Origin of the sequence: Methylobacterium sp. Leaf87 (assembly GCF_001422775.1) — a bacterium.
Classification (GTDB): domain Bacteria; phylum Pseudomonadota; class Alphaproteobacteria; order Rhizobiales; family Beijerinckiaceae; genus Methylobacterium.
The window spans coordinates 44,235-63,435 of sequence record NZ_LMMI01000023.1 but is presented as its reverse complement, the minus strand read 5'-3'; the positions used below and the strand labels follow the sequence as shown (position 1 = coordinate 63,435).

Here is a 19,201-nt window from a genome sequence, read left to right as displayed (position 1 = left end):
CCCCCTTGTCCATCGGCGAACGCCGCCCGCCCCGCCTCCGGGGCGATGGGCGCCCGATCGAACCGGACTTCCACGAAGCCCCCATTCCCACGAAGCCATCGGCGCGCCGCCCCTGCGGCTCCGCCGCCGCGTCCGCATACCCGCCGCGTCCCCACGCGCCGGATCGCGGCCGCACATCCCAGATCCTTGCCAGCCCCTCGCCGGCCCTTTGCCAGGAGAACACCGTGACCAGCCCATCGAGCCGCAGCGAGCATGACCTTCTCGGCGACCGCACGGTGCCGGAGGCGGCCTATTATGGCATCCACACCCTGCGGGCCGTCGAGAACTTCCCCATCAGCGGCCAGACCCTGGCGACCTGCCCCGATCTCATCGTGGCTCTGGCCGCCATCAAGCAGGCGGCGGCGCTGGCCAACCGCGAACTCGACCTCCTGGACGAGGCCCGAATGAACGCCATCGTGGCGGCCTGCGAGGAGATCCGCGCCGGCGCCCTGCACGACCAGTTCGTGGTCGACCTGATCCAGGGCGGGGCCGGCACTTCCACCAACATGAACGCCAACGAGGTCATCGCCAACCGGGCCCTGGAGCTGCTGGGCCACCCGCGCGGCGCCTACGCCCACCTGCACCCCAACGAACACGTCAACATGGGGCAGAGCACCAACGACGTGTACCCCACCGCCCTGAAGATCGCGGCGGCCGGGGGCATCCGCCGCCTCGTCGCCGCCATGGCGGACCTGCGCGGCAGCTTCTCGGCCAAGTCCGCGGAGTTCTCGGATGTCCTCAAGATGGGCCGCACCCAGCTGCAGGACGCGGTGCCGATGACGCTGGGCCAGGAGTTCGGCACCTACGCGCTGATGCTGCGCGAGGACGAGGCGCGGCTGGCCGAGGCCGCCCTCCTCATCCGCGAGATCAACATGGGCGCCACCGCCATCGGCACCGGCATCACCGCCCATCCGCGCTACGCGGCCCTCGTCTGCGCGCGCCTGTCCGAGATCACCGGCATCGCCCTCGTCACGGCGGAGGACCTCGTCGAGGCGACCCAGGATTGCGGCGCCTTCGTGCAGCTCTCCGGCGTGCTGAAGCGGGTCGCCGTGAAGCTCTCCAAGACCTGCAACGACCTGCGCCTGCTCTCCAGCGGCCCGCGCGCGGGCTTCGGCGAGATCAACCTGCCGGCGCGCCAGGCCGGCTCGTCGATCATGCCCGGCAAGGTCAACCCGGTGATCCCCGAAGTGGTCAACCAAGTCGCCTTCGAGGTCATCGGCAACGACGTCACCATCTCGTTCGCGGCCGAGGCCGGACAGCTCCAGCTCAACGCCTTCGAGCCGATCATCGCATACAGCCTGTTTCGCAGCCTCACCCACCTGGAGGCCGCCTGCCGGACCCTCGACGTGAACTGCATCCGGGGCGTCACCGCCAACCGCGAGCGCCTGCGCGCCTCGGTGGAGCAATCCATCGGCATCGTGACGGCGCTCAACCCCTATATCGGCTACCGCAACGCCACCGCCGTCGCCCTGGAGGCCCACGCCACCGGGCGCGGCGTCTACGAACTCGTGCTCGAGAAGGGGCTGATGGCGCGCGAGCACCTCGACGCCGTGCTCCAGCCTGACCGGCTGACCCGGCCGCAGGACATCACTGCGTTCTGAGGGAGCCGATCCAGCTCGACGCCGGAGAAGGCATCCAGAGATCCGGGTCACGCCATGACCCGCACACCATGACCCGCACACCATGACCCATACGCGCGCCCGGCCGCGAAGGCCGGGCCGCACACGTATCCAAGGGGGAGGACATCATGAAGAAGAGCAGCACAGCCAGCGGCGACACGGCGGCCAGATCGGGCCGGCTCACCCTCTACACCGGCATCGGGCTCGCGCTCGGCATCCTCGTCGGCGCGGTGCTGCACGGGCAGGCGGCGAGCCCGGAGGCGGCGAAAGAGATCGCCGGCTCCTTCACCCTGGTGACGGACATCTTCCTGCGCCTCATCAAGATGATCATCGCGCCGCTCGTCTTCGCCACCATCGTGTCGGGCATCGCGAGCTTCGGCGACACCCGGACCGTGGGCCGGGTCGCGGCGCTCGCGATGGCCTGGTTCCTCACGGCCTCCGTGGTGTCCCTGTCCCTCGGCTTCCTCGTCGCCAACCTGTTCCAGCCGGGGGCGGGCCTGAACCTGCCCCTGCCGGACGCTGCGGCCCAGACCGGTCTCAAGGCCGCCTCCCTCAACGTCCGCGACTTCCTCACCCACGTGTTCCCGACGAGCATCGTCTCGGCCATGGCCACCAACGAGGTGCTGCAGATCCTCGTGTTCTCGATCTTCTTCGGCTCGGGTCTCAGCGTCATCGACCGACGCTATGCCGAGCCGATGATCCACCTCATCGACGGGCTCGCCCGGGTGATGTTCGCCGTCACCGACACGGTGATGAAGCTGGCGCCCCTCGCGGTCTTCGCCGCCATCGCCGCCGTGGTCACGGTGCAGGGCCTCGGCGTGCTCGTCGATTACGGCAAGTTCATCGGCAGCTTCTATCTCGGCCTCGCCGTGCTGTGGACGGTGCTGATCGGCGCCGGCTGGCTCGCGCTCGGCGGCGGCGTGGTGCGCCTCCTCGACCTCCTGCGCTCGCCGATGATCGTCGCCTTCTCCACGGCCAGCAGCGAGGCCGCCTTCCCCCGCACCATCGAGGTGCTGGAGAAGTTCGGCGTGAAGAGCCGCGTCACCGGGTTCGTGCTGCCGCTCGGCTACTCGTTCAACCTCGACGGCTCGATGATGTACCAGGCCATGGCGGCGCTGTTCATCGCCCAGGCCTACGGCATCGAACTCAGCGTCGCCGAGCAGTTCACCATGCTGCTGGTGATGATGGTCACGAGCAAGGGCATCGCCGGGGTGCCGCGCGCCTCCCTGGTGGTGGTGGCCGCCACCGTGCCGATGTTCGGCCTGCCGGCGGCCGGCATCCTGCTCATCATGGGCGTCGACCAGATCCTCGACATGGGCCGCACGGTCACCAACGTCCTGGGCAACGGTCTCGCCACCGCGGCGGTGGCGCAGTGGCAGGGCGAGATGGAACCGGACGGCGTGCCCGCGGACGCGCCCACCGGCCCCGGCATCGCCCCCACCGCGACGGCCGCCTGAGCCCGCGGCCCGTGACGCCCGCCTCCGGGCGTCACGGGCTCGTCACGGCGGGATCCTCGCGCAAGGCCCTTATGGCAAGGCGCCGTCCCCCGCGCCCGGCCGGCCCGCCCGGTGGTGGAGCAGGTTGAGGATGAGCGCCGTCCAGCCGGTCTGGTGGGAGGCGCCGAGGCCCCGGCCGGTGTCGCCGTCGAAGAACTCGTGGAACAGGAGCGCGTCGTCCTCGCCCGGCGCCGTCGGGATCGGTTCGCGGTTCCCGAAGATCGGCCGGCGCCCGTCGGAATCCTTGGCGAACAGGGCGATGAGCCGGTCTTCCAGGGCGTCGGCGATGGCCGCCAAGGTCAGCGAGGTGCCCGACCCGGTGGGGTACTCGACCAGAAAATCGTCGCCGTAATAGGCGTGGAAGCGGCGCAGGGCCTCGATGATGAGGTAGTTCATCGGCATCCACACGGGCCCGCGCCAGTTGGAATTGCCGCCGAACATGTTCGAGGTCGAATCGGCCGGGTCGTAGCGGACCGTGAACGAGGCGCCGAACTCGTTGAGCGCGTAGGGCCGGTCGCGGTGGGCCTTCGACAGGGAGCGGATGCCGTGGTCCGAGAGGAACTCGGCCTCGTCGAGCATGCGCCGCAGGAGCGCCTTCATCCGGTGGCCGCGCAGGAGCGACAGGAGCTTGCGGTCGCCGACCCCGCCCTCGGTCCAGCGCGAGACGAGGCAGGCGAGGTGCGGACGGTTCTCCAGCACCCAGTTCATCCGCCGGGCGAAATCCGGCAGGCGCTGGAGCATCGCCGGCTCGATCACCTCGACGGCGAAGAGCGGCACGAGGCCGACGACGGAGCGCACCCGCAGGGGGAGCATGCCCCCGCCCGGGATGTCGACCTCGTCGTAGTAGAACTCGTCTTCCTCGTCCCACAGGCCGAAGCCCTCGCCGCCCATGTCGGTCATGGCCTCGGCGATGAGGAGGAAGTGCTCGAAGAACTTCGACGCGGTGCTTTCGTACACGTCGTTGTGGAGCGCGAGTTCGAGGGCGATGCGCATCATGTTGAGGGCGTACATCGCCATCCAGGCGGTGCCGTCGGCCTGGTGGATGCGGCCGAAGCCGGGCGGCGGGCGCGAGCGGTCGAACACCCCGACATTGTCGAGGCCGAGGAACCCGCCCTGGAACACGTTGCGGCCGTCGGCGTCCTTGCGGTTGACCCACCAGGTGAAGTTGATGAGGAGCTTGTGGAAGACGCCCTCAAGGAAGGCGATGTCGCCGCGCCCGCCGCGCCGGGCGCGGTCGATCTCGAACACCCGGAAGCTCGCCCAGGCATGGACCGGCGGGTTGGCGTCGCCGAATTCCCACTCGTAGGCCGGCAGCTGGCCGTTGGGGTGCATGTACCATTCGCGGGTGAGCAGCAGGAGTTGCTTCTTGGCGAAATCCGGGTCGAGCAGCGCCAGGGGCAGGCAGTGGAAGGCAAGATCCCAGGCGGCGAACCACGGGTATTCCCAGGTGTCGGGCATGGAGAGCACGTCGGCCCCGGCGAAGTGGCGCCAGTTGGTGTTGCGGCCGCCCTCGCCCTTGCGCTCGCGCGGCGGCGTCGGCTGGAGCGGGTCGCCCTGGAGCCACAGGCGGACATCGTACGAATAGAGCTGCTTCGACCAGATCAGGCCAGCGGCGGCCTGCCGGAAGATCGTGCGGGAATCCGCGTCCGCGATGCCGTCCTGCAGGCCGTCGTAGAACGCGTTGGCTTCCGCCACCCGGCGGTGGAGAATGGCGCCCTCGTGGTCGACGGGGCGCTGGCGCCGGCCGGCCGAGAGCCGGAGGGTGACGCGCTTCGCCTCGCCGGGCTCCAGCCGCAGGGCGTAGTGCAGGCCGAGCTTGGTCCCGCCGTCACGGCGGATCGCCGATTCGTCGCCGTCGACGATCGCCGCGTGCAGGCCGTCCTTGAACGGGCCGGTGGCGTCGGGCTTCCAGCCGTGCAGGCGCAGATTGGTGTCGTTCTCGCAGAACAGCACCTCCGGTTCGCCGTCGAAGGCGAGGCGGTAGGCCCCGAGGCGCGGATGGGTGGCGAGGATCCCGCCATCGGCCGCCCTCGCGAGGCGCGGACGCGCATCCTCGCCCCGCGATCCTTCGCGCCATGACCAGGTGTTGCGGAACCACGCCTGCGGGACGAGGTGGAGGTCTGCGGCCTCGGGCCCGCGATTGACCGCCGTGATCACCGCGTGGATGTCGTCGAAATCCTCCTTGGCGTACTCGACCGTGACGTCGAAGAACCGCATCCCGTCGAAGATGCCCGTGTCCTCGATCTCGTATTCGGGCTCGTCGCGGCCGCGCCGCCGGCCCTCCGCCACGAGGTGGTCGTACGGGTAGGGCCCTTGCGGGTAGCGGTAGAGGACCTTGAGGTAGGCATGGCTCGGGACCGCGTCGAGGTAATGGTAGACCTCCTTCACGTCCTCGCCGTGGTTGCCCTCCTCGTTGGTGAGGCCGAACAGGCGCTCCTTCAGGATGTGGTCGCGCCCGTTCCACAGGGCGAGGGACAGGCAGAGCTGCCCGCGCTCGTCGCAGATCCCGGCCAGGCCGTCCTCGCCCCAGCGGTAGGCGCGGGAGCGCGCCTCGTCGTGCGGCAGGGAGCGCCAGGCGTTGCCGTCGCGGCTGTAATCCTCGCGCACGGTGCCCCATTGGCGCTCGGCGAGGTAGGGGCCCCACAGGGACCAGGCCCGCTCGCCGCGCCCCTGCTCGGCCAGCCGCCGGCGCTCGGCCCAATCGTCGAGCTCGCTCAACGCCGCGCCCCGGGAACGGGGACGGCCGAGAGGGGGAGCGCGGGCAGGCGGGACGGGTGAGGGTCGGTCATGGGTCCCGGCGGGGTGTGGTTCGGTGGCCGACGGGATGCACTATCGGCGCCAAGCCAGGCAGCCCCCCGGAACGCATGCCTCGTGGACCCGCGCGCCGCCCTCAGGCCTGCGGCTCGCCCGCGAAGGCCGCGAGCGGTGCGACGAGGATGCAGGCCACGCCCTCGGGCCGGTACTCCAGGGACAGGGTGCCGCCGACCTGCGAGACGAGGCCGCGTTCGATGAAGCGCGAGCCGAAGCCCTTGCGGGTGGGCACCACCACGGGGGGCCCGCCGGACTCGATCCAGGCGAGGCGCAGCTCCGGCCCGGTCGTGTCCCCCGGGGTCTCCTCCGGGGTCTTCTCCAGGATGTCCCAGGTCACCGCCACGTGCCCGGAATCCGTCGAGAGGGCGCCGTACTTCGCCGCGTTGGTGGCGAGTTCGTGCAGCATCAGCGCGAGGGAGACGGCCCGGTCCGCCCCGATCTCGAGGCTGGGACCGGAGACCCGGAACCGCGCCAGCCCGTCCTGATGGACCTGCAGGGCGCCCTGGACCACGGGCTCGATGCGGGTGCTGGTGAGTGCCGCCCCCATGAGGAGGTCGTGGGCGCGGCCGAGGGCGATGAGGCGCCCGGCGAGCACGTCCTTGGCCTCGTCCACGTGGGTGGCGTTGCGCAGGGTCTGCGTGGCGATGGACTGCACCATCGCCAGGAGGTTCTTCATGCGGTGCGAGAGTTCGTGGTTGACGAGGTCCTGCTGTTCCTCGGCCTTGAGGCGGGCCAGCGCCGCGTAGGTCCGGTCGGCGACGCCGCGGGTGAACGCCACCTCCTCGATGCTCCACACCCGGGGGGCGGCCTCGTGCACGAGGATGAGGCCGACGAGGGCCCCGGCCTTGAGGAGCGGGACCATGATCTGCCCGCGCACGCCGAGGGCGCGGAAGGCCGCGGCATCGTCGGCGAGGCGGACCTCCGCCAGGACATCGGCGCAGACGACGGCCCGCCCGGTGCGCAGCCGCTCGACGGTGCGCGGTAGGTCCGCCAGCGGGTAGGTGCCCCGGAGGCTGGAGAGACCGGGCGCGGCCCAGTCCCCCGTCACCGTGAAGGCTTCCCGCCCGGCATCGAGGGTGCCGTAGGCGGCGCGGCCGGCGCCCAGGGTCCGCCCCAGGACATCGGCCGCGATGGTGACGGCCACGGCGGCGCTCGTCGCCTCGCCCAGGCGGTCGCCGAGGTCGAGGAGCGCCTCGATGCGGTCGCGGGCCGCGCGCTGGTCGGTGACGTCCGAGACGGTGCCGAACAGGCTCGAGACCCGGCCGGCGGCGTCGCGGGCGAATTCGGCCCGCCGGGCGATCCAGCGGATCGCGCCGTCGTCGGCGCGGCGGATGCGATACTCGATCTCGGGCAGGGCGGTACCGGTGGCGCGGCGGGCGGCCTCCGCGCGCAGGTGGGAATCCTCCGGCAGGATCAGCCCCTCGATGACCGCGACCGGACAGGTCCGCGCGTCGGCCAGGCCGAACAGCCGGCAGAACTCGGCCGAGACCACGATGGATTCGGCGCCAACATCCGCCTCGAACGTGCCGATGCCGCCGGCCTGCTGGGCGCGCCGCGAGCGCGCATCGCTCTCGCGCAGGGCCGCCTCGTCGTCGAGGCGCTCGCGGGCGACGGAGAGGAAGCGCGCGAGGGTGGCGAAGAATTGCAGCGCCTCGCGGTCGAAGTCGGGCGCGTCGCGGCGCGCGAACGAGATCACGCCGGCGAGGCCCCCGCGCCCGGTGATGGGAAAGCTCGCATAGGCGTCGATGCCGGCCTCGCGCGCGCTGCGGTAGCGCGCCGTGCCGTCCGCCTGCAGGCCGGACAGGATCAGCGGCCGGCCGGTCCCGGCCACGATTCCGCAGAGCGGTTCGTCGAAGGGGGCGCGGTTCAGGGCGGCCCGCGCCTCGGGCGCGACGCCCAGCGCCTGGGCGAGGTGCAGTTCGGCGCGGTTCGGCACCAGGGTCCAGGTGTAGCTCTGGTCGAACCCGAGGGTTTCGGCCCCTTCCTCCAGGATTGGCAGGAGCTCGGCGGTCGGGTCCGCGGCGGCCAGCAGCGCGGCGGAGGCCCGGCTCAGGAGGTCGAGGCGCTGCTCGCGTCGCCGCTCCGTGGTGCGGTCCTGCAGGATCTTGAGGAAGCCCCGGACGCTGTCGTCCTCGTGGCGCAGGGTCATCATGCGGCCCACCGCCCAGAACCGCCCGCCGTCGCGGCGCTGGTGCCAGCGCACGTCAGACGACGAGCCGGCGGCGAGGGCGATGCGCGCCTCGCGCTCGGGCACGCCGTCGCGTTGGTCCTCGGGGGTGAAGAAGGTGTCGAGGAGCCGGCCCTTCACCTCGTCGGCCGACCAGCCGATGATCTGCTCGGCGCCGGTGTTCCAGTCGGTGATCCGCCCGTCGGAATCGGCGGCCACGATGGCGAAGTCGATGGCGCTGTCGAAGATCGCCTTGTAGCGGTTCTCGGCCTCGCGGAGCGCCTGCCGGGTCTCGGCCTCGGCGACGTCGCCGAAGGCCGACCCGGCGAGCCCCGCCAGCATCTGGGCCATGAGGATGTCGCGCGGGCCGAAGGGACCGTCCGCTTCCGAGCGGATCTCCAGGATGCCCACGGCGAGGCCGTGGCGCTGCACCGGGACCGCGACGACGGCCGGGGGCGGGCGGTCCGGGTCGGTCCCCGGCGCGCCGGTGGTGCCGACGAACAGCCTCTCGTCCGTGAAGGCCCGGCCCGACGGCGTGTCCGCCATGGGCATGCGCCGGCCGATCCATCCGCCCGCCCGCCCGGCGCCGGCGCGGCAGACGAGGTCGTCGCCGTCGCGCAGGGTGACGACCGCGCTGTCGGCGCGGTCGATGATCGACAGGGCGGCATCGACCACGGCCCGGAACACCGTGTCGAGGTCGGAGGTCGCGGACGCCACGACCTGCTGGGTGGCGATCATCGCCTCGAGGCGCGCGGCGTCGGCCACCGCCTGAGCCTGTCCGCGCCGCTCGCCCGTCAGGGCCGCGTCGCGCTCCATCACGGCCCGGCGCAGGTCGAGCTGGCTCATCACCTGCTCGGCCAGGGCCGTGAGGGCTTCGGCCTGCTCGGCCGTGAGTCCCTCCGGGCGCGCGACCTCGTCGATGACGCACAGGGACCCGAGGGTGTGGCCGTCGGGCGTGGTCAGGGGCGCGCCGGCATAGAACCGGATCGCCGGTGCGCCGGTGACGAGGGGGTTGTCGCGGGTGCGGGGGTCGAGGGTCAGGTCGGGGATGACGAGAAGGTCGCCGCGCCCGAGGACATGGGCGCAGACGGACGCGTTCAAGTCGGTCTCGCAGGGGGCGAAGCCGGAGCGGGCCTTGAACCATTGCCGGTCGGCGGCCACCAGACTGACGAGGGCCACGGGCGCGGCGCACAGGGTGCGGGCCAGGAGCACGATGCCGTCGAAGCCCCGCTCGGGCGGCGTATCCAGGATGCCGTGGGCCTCCAGGGCCGCGAGGCGGTCCGGATCGGCAGCGAGCGGGGGGAGATCCGTCACGGGCTCGCCAGGGGCTGAAGTCTCGCCGGGCACGCGGTCCCGGCCCGTCCGGCCATACCTGTCCGTACCACGCCGGGGACCGGCGCAGGGAAGGCGCCTGCGTTCGTCGCGATGCGCGCGAGGGGGTATTTCGGACCGGCCATCCCGGGCCTCATAGCACAGGGATGGCCGGCTGGGATGCCTTCACGGGTCCACGAGGCCACGATCGTTCGCCGGGGGCGGCCAAGCCCCGTCCCGGTTCCTCCACAGGCCGAAAATATCGCCGGGAGCCGACGTGGGAGGGACGCGTTGCCTGCCCACGAACCGCCGAACACCGTGTCCAGCGCACGCTCGGCGCCCCCCGTACAGGCAAGGAATCGATCCATGGCGACCAAGGTGAAGACCCTGAACGATGCCTTCTACGAGACCCTGAAGGACGTCTATTACGCCGAGAAGCAGTCCGTGAAGGCGCTCAAGAAGGCGGCCAAGGCGGCCGAGCACGACGAGCTGCGCCAGGCGTTCGAGACCCATGCGGAGGAGAGCGCCGGCCAGGTGGAGCGCCTGCAACAGGTGTTCGAGATCATCGGCAAGCCGGCCCGCGCCAAGACCTGTGAGGCGATGCAGGGCATCACCTCCGAGATGGAGGAGGACATGGACGATTTCGGCGACAGCCCGGCCGCCGACGCGGTGCTGGCGGCCTGCGCCCAGGCGGTGGAGCATTACGAGATCGCCCGCTACGGCACCCTGAAGACCTGGGCGGCCCAGCTCGGCCACGCGGACGCCGCCGCCCTCCTCGACGAGACCCTGCAGGAGGAGAAGAAGGCCGACGCCCTCCTGTCGAAGATCGCCGAGACCCTCAACTCCGAAGCCGACACCGGCGAGGGAGAGGACGGCGAGGACGCGGATGCCGCCCCGAAGGCGACCAAGGGCAAGACCGGCCGCAAGGCCGCGTAGGCTCGGCGAGGTTGGGCTCGGCGAGGTTGGGCTCGGCGAGCCCGCGACCCATGGTAAAGTCGGCCTCATCGGCCGCCTTTTCAACGTTCGGGGTCGGGTTACGGTGCGGGCCGCCGGACGGGTTCAGGCCGCCTTCACGCCCGCGAGGAAACGCGTCACCTCCCCGCTGAGGCTCTCGGAGTAGCGCGACAGTTCCCGGGCCGCGCCGAGCACCTGGGTGGCGGCCGCACTCGTGGTTCCGGCGCCCATGCGGACATGCTCGATGTTGTTCGTCACGTTGCGGGTGCCCTGGGCGGCCTCCTGCACGTTGCGGGCGATCTCCTGGGTGGCGGCGCCCTGTTCCTCCATCGCCGCGGCGATGCCGGAGGAGAAGCTGGACATGTCGGCGATGGTCTTGCCGATGCGCCCGATGTCGCTGACGACCTCGCCCGTCGCACCCTGGATCTCGCCGATCTTCAGGCGGATGTCCTCGGTGGCCCGCGCCGTCTGACCGGCGAGTTCCTTCACTTCGGTGGCGACCACGGCAAAGCCCCGTCCGGCCTCGCCGGCCCGCGCCGCCTCGATGGTGGCGTTGAGCGCCAGGAGGTTGGTCTGGCCCGCGATGGTCTGGATCATGGCGACCACGTCGGTGATGCTGTCGGCGACGACGGCGAGCCGCTGCACGGTGGCCTCGGTCCGGCGGGTATCCGCCACGGCCTGGTCGGCGTAGGTCGAGGACTGGCTCACCTGGCCGACGATCTCCTGGATCGAGGCCGACATCTCCTCGCTGGCCGCTGCCACGGTCTGGACGTTGGCGGAGGTCTGCTCGGCCGCGCCCGCCACGGACACCGCCTGCTGGATCGCCTGCTCGGCGGTGGCGGACATGGACTGAGCCGTGGCCTCCATCTCGGTGGCCGCACCCGCCAGGCCCTGGGTCAGGACCGAGACGTCGGATTCGAAGCGCTTGGTCAGGCCGTCGAGGATCTCGGCGCGGCGCATCTTGGCGGCGTTCTCGACCTCCTGCTCGGCCGCAAGGCGCCGGGCCGTCACGGCGTTGACCTTGAACACTTCGAGGGAGCGCGCCAGCAGGCCGATCTCGTCCTTGCGCTCCACACCCTCGACCGCGATGGCGAGATCGCCCCGGGCGAGCCGGTCCATGGCGGCGGTCATGCGGCCGATCGGACGCGACACCCCCATCACGACGATGGCGGCGGCGAGACCCATGGCGGCCAGCAGGCCGAAGGCGGCCGACACGATCAGCAGGGTGGTCGACGTGGCCGCGAGGCGCTCCGCCTCACCGGAGGCCACCGCGAGCTGCTGCTCGATGACGCCACTCCGGGACTGAGCCTCCTCGCGAAGTTTGGTGCGGCGCGGCGCAGCCTCCTCCTGGGAGATCTTCATCCCCTGGGCCGACTCGCCCTTCACGCCGTGGTTGGTGGACCGTTCGAGGACAGCATAGTAGGCGTCCAGGCCAGCGCGCAGGCTCTTGTTCGCCGCCGTCCGCTCCGCCGAATCCTCGAGGGCCACCAGGCGGTCTAGGGCCGCGTGGCTCGCCTTGATGGCCGCGGCCTGCTTGGCCTGATAGCCGCTCATCTTGGAGAGATCGGTCTCGACCAGCGTGTTGCGGTTCTGCACCGCGGCCTCGGTCATGGCGACCTGCATGGTCAGGATGTGGGCCTGCCGTGCGGCCTGGACCTGCGCGATCTGGTGGGTCTGCCCGGCGAGGGAGATCAGGGCCGAGCGGGCATAGGCGACGAGCCCGGCCGCGACCACGGCCATGATCGCCAAGGGAAGAGCGATCTTCGTCAGCAGGCTGAGATTGCTGAAGGTTCTCATGAGCAAGGACTTTCCGGCTGACCTGTCGAAGCGGCCATACGGAAACGTTACCGCAAGCAGTTAAATCGTTCCTTAATAAAATCAAATATCCAATCGAGGGGATTCTGAAAAAGCCTGCAAGACAAACAGGATTTAGATGGCCATATGTCCGTCAAAGGGTCGTATTTCGACGCCATGGCTCGGCTAAACTGCATCTATCGGTTCGGTATCGAATGCAACAAGCAAGCGCTTCTCGCATGCGAAGTCTCGGTCCGGTCATGATATTGGTCGGGCGGAGGCCCGTATCGCCCTCCGAAAGAGAGCGCTGCGGCATCGGACACGCTGGCGGCTGCCCTGAATACGATATCCGCATGCCAACGACAGGAGCGGGGGCGGTCCCTAGAGCCGTGCCCGAGGGTATTACGGGTGATGCGTTGACGGGCGGAGGCGTGCTCGATGCCGTCATGAGACCTTCTTGGCCAGATCCAGGCCGATGGTGCCGACCCCTGGCACGGACGCCGCCCTCGGGTGGTTCACACCACCACCACTTCGGCCCATCGACGCCGTCGGGGCGACCATCCCATCACGACAAGACCATTACCGTCACCGCCGCTTTGCGCAGCAGCGGTCCCACCGCCATCGCCCTGTTCGACGGGTCCACGAACGGCGCGCACTTCCGCGCTTAACGACCGACACGCTGGTTCCGGTGCTGAAGCCGGACGATACCGTCATCCTCGACAACCTGAACATCCACGAGGTGGTCGGCGTACGTGAGGCCAGCGAGGCGGCCGGCGCACGGATCCGCGCCCTGCCCGCCTGCAACCCGGACCTCGATCCGATCGAGCCGACGTTCGCCGAGCTCAAGGCCCTGCGGCGCAGCGCGGCGGCCCGCACCGTCCCCGACCGCCAGGCAGACATCGGCAAGGCGTTCGGCCGCTTCACGCCCCAAGAGTATCGAAACTCCATCGCCGCCGCCTGGCACGAATGCGACTTGGCCGTCGCTGCATGGGCGGGAACGGCTCTCGCAGCTGGGCGCGGCGATTTCGAACCGACGGATCGGGGCCGACCGGTCCACGGCGCGAGGCCAGGCACCCACGTCGCGCGACCGGCCCGGAGTCTCCGCTCCCGCTTCCGTCTCCGATGGGCTCGGTTCGCATCGGGCTCGGTTCGCATGGGCTTGGATGTTCCGAGAGCTCACCCGCACGCCCGCAAAAATTTCTCTAGGGTTGTTTTAAACGAGAATATTTCACCTCTGAGCCTGTTTGAGGTCTTATTGTCAGGCTGGATTGTTGAGGGCGTTGGCGGCCATGAGGCTGGCGGCGCAGGCAAGACGCCCTGTTGCGACATCGGGCCGACCGGCGCGCTCGCGGTGCAAGCCGCCCCGATGGCTCATCCAGCCGAAGCTGCGCTCGACCACCCGGCGGCGCTCCCGCACGACGAAGCTCTTCTGGTCCGGCTGCTTCTTGACGACGCGATGGCGCATGGCGTGCCGGTGGCACCACTCTTGGCCCCCCCACTCTTGGCACCGCTCTTGGCCCCATCGTAGCCGCGCCGCCCGCGCACACCGAGGCACTTGACGCTTTGGGTGTCGACGATCGCCAGCCGCGGCTCCGGGCGGCGTCCGCAGCGCCGTCGCTGGCGGCGGGCGAGAGCCCGCATCAGCGCCTCGAACAGGCCTTTGTCGGTCCAGCGCCGGAACCAGCCATAGACCGTGCGCCAGGGTGGAAAGCCAGCCGGCAACCCTCGCCGGGCGCCACCCGTCCGCAGATGCCGGGCGATATGTCCTTCAGGCACGTCTCGTGACGCGTCCGATGTGGGTCCACCCACATCTGCTCTCCACTCCACCCCGCCAGGCGGACGTCGTGTTTGCGCACGAGACAGATGGGGACGACCGGCGGAGGACCTCAAACAGGCTCCTGATAAGATGTGCGGCGCCTGAACACCGCCCGGATCCCGGCAACGGTCATCTGCGAGTGAAGGTGTCCGATCCCGCGTTGATCGATGCCCATTCCTCGCAGGAGTCGACCTGCTTGGTCATCTGCCAAAGCGTCTTGATTGTCTCCCTTGACGCGTTCGGAAGAAGCTGCCCCACCCAGGAAGTGATCGCCTGAAAGGCCTCCCAGTGCACGGTGAAGGCGATCAAGTCTCCATCGACATAGCCGACGAGGGTACCGGCGGTCTTTATACCTCCGCTGCTGACGGCGCTCTCATATGTGCCGGAAAGCGCATCGTTCGTCTGAACAAGGACGACTTCCGAACCCACTTCGTTCACCCACGTCCCCGCGAAATCGACCGAGGTTCCCGTCCTTGCCGTCGCTCGTGCCAAAGCCATTTCTTATGGCATCTCGCTCCCCTTTCTCCGTCGACCAGCATGATCGACCACAAGCCAAGATAGCAAAGTCGCGCAGGCTTTGCGTTGGAAACCAAGAGACGCCGATACCATGCCGAACCGGGGGAGCGTCCATCGACCGCTGCGCGCCTCGGTAGCCAGCCGAGGAAGCGAGCAAAGCCGAGACCATTATCGAACGCTGTAGTCTCACTCCGGTTCGCCGGTCCCCGCGATCCGTGCCAGGCTGGTGTCGTGGGCAAGCGCTGTGTCGCTCACGATCAACAAGTCCAATCCTTCATCTCGGTCTGGTCCAGGCCGTTTCAAAACTCGGGGATTGGGGCTTTTGCGATCGGGAGACGTCCCGGTCTCGCGAGAACGGGCTGTTCATCGCGTCGAACAGGTTCTTACGGTCGGGAGACGGCCAGTTCCTGGTGGAAAAGGTTTCCTGGGCGGTCTCTCGGCCTCTTCGGCGAGCGATCCAAGCCCCCGCTCAGGTGGGGATCGCCGCCAGGAGCTTCCAGCTTCCCATGATGTCGAGAACCCGCGTCAGATTGTAGGCCAGGACCTGGAGCGCCATCTCGGTCGAGACGCGCGGCAGCGTCTTGGTCAGGAAGTGCGTGGCCCCCATCCGCGCTTTGAGCGTGCCGAAGGGATGCTCGACCGTCTCGCGCCGGACCCGCATGGCCAGCGGGTCGCCGTCCAAGCGGCGCTGCACCGTCTCCAGCACGTCCTCGTGCTCCCAGCGCGTCACCCGGCGCTCCTTGCCCGTCGTACAGTCCGTCTTCATCGGGCAGGCCGAGCAAGCATTCGTCCAGTGACGATGCAGCGTCAGACCCTTCTCCACCGTGGTGCAACGGTGGGCATGCCCGACCCGCGCCCGCTGGTTGCCATCGATCGCGCGTCGGGATCGGTCAGCGAGATCTGCCGGTCGGGCGCCGCCTTCACCTGCTCCTCCAGGCTGGCCAACCGCTTCATCTCCTGCCCGAGGCGAGCGATCTTCTCCTTCAGCCGCACCACCTTGGCGGCCAGTTCAGGTGTGGGATCCTGACGATCGGCCGTGTCGAGCTGCGAGAGGTAGCGCGACACGCTCTCCTCGATCTGCTGCGACGCCGGTCGAGCTTGCCTTGTGTGAAATTGCGGTCGCGGTTGTTGACCGCCTTGAACTTCGAGCCGTCGATCGCGACGCGCGTTCCCGTCAGAAGGCCCATCTCGCGGCACAAGGCGACGAAACGGGCACAGGAACGCCCGATGGTCGGTCCGTTCTGACGGCGGCACTCGGCAATGGCCTTGTGATCGGGCGACAGCTGACCCGTCAGCCACATGACCTCGACGTTGCGGCCCGCTTTGCGCTCCGGACGCCGGCTCGACGGGACCCGGTGGAGATAGCCGTAGACATAGAGCTTCAGGAGGGCTGCGGGATGGTAGCCCGGTCGTCCCATCCGTGCCGCATCGACGCCCGCGAAGCCGAGCGCACCAAGACCCAGCGCATCCACGAAGGCATCGACCACGCGGACAGGGTTGTTCTCGGCGATCCAGTCTTCAAGACACGGCGGAAACAGCGTCGTCTGATCGCGCTCGGCACCGACAACAAACCGTCCCATGCCAGCCTCCGGTCGACCAGCAGAAAGCTACCATCATCGGCGTTTTGACACAGCCAGGGGCGAGAACCGACGGTTCGGTCCACGAGCGGATGGACCAACGCTGCCGGTGCGCGAGGTCGGACATACGGTCATCGTCCGGACGCGCGTGGACCAGCCTCCGTGCGCGCCCCTCTCGGCCGGGAGCCGCTCCGATCCCCGAGGGGCATCCCGATCCCAAAAAAGCCTGCCGATCCCAAAAAAGCCTGCCGATCTCGGAGGGACTCGACGGTGGGAGCGGATCCATCCGACCGCCGTCGTTCCATCGAATCGATCTCGTAGCTCAACAAGGCCGTCGCAGTCGGCGCACGAGCATCGACCGACCCGCGTTTTCCCGGCGCGGGACACGGGCTAGTCTTGGATCGGAAAACGGCTGTGGAGCCCGGGCATGAAGCTCTTGGTCACGACGAAGAACGTCCCGCTCCATCGCAAATTCGACCTCTGGCGCGACGTTTCCTACGAGCGCCTGATCCCGAGCGAGGCCCGGAAGAGTGGGGACGGTCCGTTCGAGGGCACGCTCGAAGCGGCGGACATGGGGGGTGTCCTCATCACCCGATCGACGTTCGGAGCCCTGACGACGGACGTGACGCCGACGAACATCAGGCGGCACGGCAAGCAGCATACCCTCTCGGCGACGATACGCTTATCCGGGACAGCGGCGAGCGCGCAGAACGACCGGTCCCTGATCCACAACCCGGGCGACATCGTCATCGTCGACCGATCGCAGCCGGTTCGCCTGGATTTCAAAGCGCCGACCCAGTCGCTCGTGGTCGAGATCAATCGCGATCGCATCGAGAACCTGCTCGGACCCGCGATCCTCTACAGCGCCCTCAGGATCGATGCCGGCTTGGCCAGCACGACCCTCGCGGTCAGCTTCTTCAAGCAATTGATCACCCTGCAACACACGCTCACGCCCGATACGGCGGCGCGGATGTCCTCCATCGGTGTCGATCTCCTGGTGGCCAGCATCGCCGAACGCATGGCCCTCGAAACGCCGAAGCCCCTCTACGGAACGGTCCTGGTTCAACGCGCGAAGGCGTATGTCGAGGCGCATCTCGGAGAGCAGACCTTGACGCCGGCGGAGCTGGCGCTGGCCATGGGCGTATCCCTCCGGCGACTCCAGGAGTTGTTTCACGAGCGCGGCCGCAACATCTCCGACTGGATCTGGCAACGCCGCCTGGAGGTGGCCGCGGCCCGCTTGAGCGATCCGGGCGGCCTTCCGGTGTCGATCGGGGGCATCGCCTACGGTTGCGGTTTTGCGGACCAGGCCCATTTCTCGCGTCGCTTCAAAGAGCGCTACGACCTGTCCCCGAGCGCGTACAGGCGCGCGGCGGCGCGACGGCAGCCCCCGTCCTAGTACGCGACGGGCCTTGCGGGCCGCGCCGGGGCCTCACGGGGTCGGGACCCCCAGGGCGGCGGAGCGATACTCGCGCGGCGTCAGGCCGAAGCGGTCCTTGAAGCGACGGCTGAAATGGGCGGAATTGGAGAAACCGCAGCCATACGCGATCACCGCGATGGCGAGGTGGCCGCAGGCGGAATCGCTCAGGCGCTGTCCGGCGGCCCTGAGCCGGCGCTCCCAGATCCAGTCCGAGATGTGCTGCCCCTGCTTGTGGAACAGCTCCTGCAGCCGGCGCAGGGAGAGGCCCATCGCGGCGGCGAGCTGGCGGGGGTCGAGGGTCGGATCCGCGAGATTCTCCTCCACGTAGGCCTTGGCGCGCTGGATGATGACGGTGCCGTAGAGATCCTGCGGCAATTCCTGTGCGAGACGTTCGGCCAGGCTCGCCACGATGAGATCGACGCCGATCTTGGAGAGGCGACCGGCCGTCTCGGGGGCGAGATCGTCGGTCATCTCCGACAGGCCTTGGAAGAAATTCGCGGCCAGCAGGGCGCCCGGCGATGTCGGCCCGACCGGAAAAGCCGTGTAGACCTTCGTCGGGCCGAGAAAGTCTTCGAGGCGCTCCCGCGGCAACTCCAGGACGAGCGACCGATCCGTGTGGCTCGACAGGTGGACGTTGGGTCGCCCGCCGAGCACCATGATGTCGCCGGGCCCCTGCACCGCGTCGCGGCCATCCTGCGAACTCTTCGACCGGCCCGCGAGCTGGATCAGGACGAACACCGTCCCGGCGTCGTCCCGCCGTCGCAGCGTCGCCGGCGTCACCTCGGTCCGCAGCCCGCTCTCGGCGACCCGGGTGATCCGAATGTCCCCGACATCGGCGGTCTCGATCCGTCCCTGGAACGGCCGATCGTCGATCTGTTTCTGCTCGACCGGACCGATGCGGTCGAGGAGCATCTCCTGCCACAGCCGAAACCTCAGATGCGGCGCGATGGTTTCCGTCGTGAGCACCGTCCGCATCAACACGTCATTCCGGAAAATTCCCGAACACGGTACTGAGAATCCTTCGCCGCGCGGACGATATCCAATCGAGCGGCCAGCCGACGATAGCACCGACCGCCCCCAAACCACCGGCGGACGCCCGGCCGATGATTGCGGCACGGACAAGACGTTCCTCCGGCCCACGGCCGAAGGACACACGGATCGCTCGCCGCTATTGGACCGGATCTCGTTAAATCATCATCGCGGCGAAAGTTGCGCGTCATCGAACTTATGTATCAGAAATTGAGTCCAGATTCATGCGGAAGCTGATCACTAGGGGATCGTGATCTTCCCCGCATCATAAAAATCGATCCGCACCTGCACAGGGGCGATCCTTCCCGGGCCGGAGACCGGAGGAGCAGCCCGCGAACCCGCCGGGAGGACCGGCCCCGGGCCGGCCCGAAGCCACGCACGCCCGCGCCGGGACAGCCGCGCGGCAGGTCTCCGATCGATCCGAGGCCGGTGGAGCCGAGGCCAGGCGACCCCGTACGCGACACCACCCCACAAGCACAGCCACACTGCGTCGAGGCTACAATAGTTCACGTCTCACGCATCGAATTAATCCCGCACGACAGAAGCGCGATCATAAGAAATATTCTTCCCCATTCAGCCGATTCTTTGCAAATCGATAGGGCATCGATCGGATTGATTTAGCCTCGCAACGCATCTAACTCCTTTGCCGTCGCAT

General features: G+C 69.0%; 9 protein-coding genes and 2 pseudogenes. 5 read left to right on the top strand and 6 right to left on the bottom strand.

All coding sequences use genetic code 11. The features are described 5' to 3' along the window. Positions 1–224: 224 nt before the first annotated feature. Both aspA and ASF22_RS12695 read left to right on the top strand, forming a co-directional pair. The gene (gene aspA / locus ASF22_RS12700; RefSeq protein ID WP_056265203.1) at positions 225–1,640 is read left to right on the top strand and encodes an aspartate ammonia-lyase; all 1,416 of its coding nucleotides are present in this window, start codon (positions 225–227) and stop codon (positions 1,638–1,640) included. A gap of 146 nt (positions 1,641–1,786) precedes the next feature. After that, positions 1,787–3,115, top strand: coding sequence for a dicarboxylate/amino acid:cation symporter (locus ASF22_RS12695; RefSeq protein WP_056264824.1), 1,329 nt, complete (start codon positions 1,787–1,789; stop codon positions 3,113–3,115). A 69-nt stretch (positions 3,116–3,184) separates the two neighbouring features. Here the strand turns inward: ASF22_RS12695 and ASF22_RS12690 are convergent, their stop codons facing one another. Both ASF22_RS12690 and ASF22_RS12685 read right to left on the bottom strand, forming a co-directional pair. Next, complete coding sequence (locus ASF22_RS12690; RefSeq protein ID WP_056264821.1) at positions 3,185–5,872, bottom strand: glucosidase; 2,688 nt, start codon at positions 5,870–5,872, stop codon at positions 3,185–3,187. 172 nt (positions 5,873–6,044) lie between these two features. Next, positions 6,045–9,446 carry a GAF domain-containing protein gene (locus tag ASF22_RS12685; RefSeq protein WP_056264818.1) on the bottom strand — a complete coding sequence of 1,134 codons (3,402 nt, stop codon included), beginning with the start codon at positions 9,444–9,446 and terminating at the stop codon, positions 6,045–6,047. Between the two features lie 363 nt (positions 9,447–9,809). On the opposite strand from ASF22_RS12685, the gene ASF22_RS12680 reads away from it, so the two are divergent. Next, a complete protein-coding gene (locus tag ASF22_RS12680) occupies positions 9,810–10,379 on the top strand; it encodes a ferritin-like domain-containing protein (RefSeq protein WP_056264814.1) in 570 nt (189 codons plus the stop codon). A 123-nt stretch (positions 10,380–10,502) separates the two neighbouring features. Here ASF22_RS12680 and ASF22_RS12675 read toward each other — a convergent pair whose 3' ends face one another. Next, entirely contained in the window at positions 10,503–12,194 is a 1,692-nt protein-coding gene (locus ASF22_RS12675; protein WP_056165677.1) for a HAMP domain-containing methyl-accepting chemotaxis protein, read from the bottom strand. Positions 12,195–12,757: 563 nt separating this feature from the next. Between ASF22_RS12675 and ASF22_RS24895 the strand changes: the two are divergent. Continuing rightward, positions 12,758–13,176 (top strand): annotated as a pseudogene (locus ASF22_RS24895) (transposase); the annotation flags it as partial. 960 nt (positions 13,177–14,136) lie between these two features. On the opposite strand, the gene ASF22_RS12660 reads toward ASF22_RS24895, so the two are convergent. Further along, positions 14,137–14,499: an avidin/streptavidin family protein gene (locus tag ASF22_RS12660; protein ID WP_056384247.1), complete on the bottom strand. Its 363-nt coding sequence runs from the start codon at positions 14,497–14,499 to the stop codon at positions 14,137–14,139. Between the two features lie 493 nt (positions 14,500–14,992). Then, positions 14,993–16,103, bottom strand: a pseudogene (locus ASF22_RS12655) (transposase). Between the two features lie 424 nt (positions 16,104–16,527). Here ASF22_RS12655 and ASF22_RS12650 point away from each other — a divergent pair. Continuing rightward, on the top strand, positions 16,528–17,496 hold the full coding sequence (locus ASF22_RS12650; protein WP_056264804.1) for a helix-turn-helix domain-containing protein: 969 nt from the start codon (positions 16,528–16,530) through the stop codon (positions 17,494–17,496). 33 nt (positions 17,497–17,529) lie between these two features. Here the strand turns inward: ASF22_RS12650 and ASF22_RS12645 are convergent, their stop codons facing one another. Then, positions 17,530–18,492 (bottom strand): helix-turn-helix domain-containing protein, encoded by a 963-nt coding sequence (locus ASF22_RS12645; RefSeq protein WP_056264801.1) that lies wholly within the window; start codon positions 18,490–18,492, stop codon positions 17,530–17,532. Positions 18,493–19,201 lie beyond the last annotated feature (709 nt).

What these genes read in the sequence shown, in the direction of transcription:
- ASF22_RS12675 (WP_056165677.1), bottom strand. Translation starts at nt 12,194, where the DNA reads ATGAGAACCTTCAGCAATCTCAGCCTGCTGACGAAGATCGCTCTTCCC.
- ASF22_RS12650 (WP_056264804.1), top strand. Translation starts at nt 16,528, where the DNA reads ATGAAGCTCTTGGTCACGACGAAGAACGTCCCGCTCCATCGCAAATTC.
- ASF22_RS12645 (WP_056264801.1), bottom strand. Translation starts at nt 18,492, where the DNA reads ATGCGGACGGTGCTCACGACGGAAACCATCGCGCCGCATCTGAGGTTT.
- ASF22_RS12695 (WP_056264824.1), top strand. Translation starts at nt 1,787, where the DNA reads ATGAAGAAGAGCAGCACAGCCAGCGGCGACACGGCGGCCAGATCGGGC.
- ASF22_RS12680 (WP_056264814.1), top strand. Translation starts at nt 9,810, where the DNA reads ATGGCGACCAAGGTGAAGACCCTGAACGATGCCTTCTACGAGACCCTG.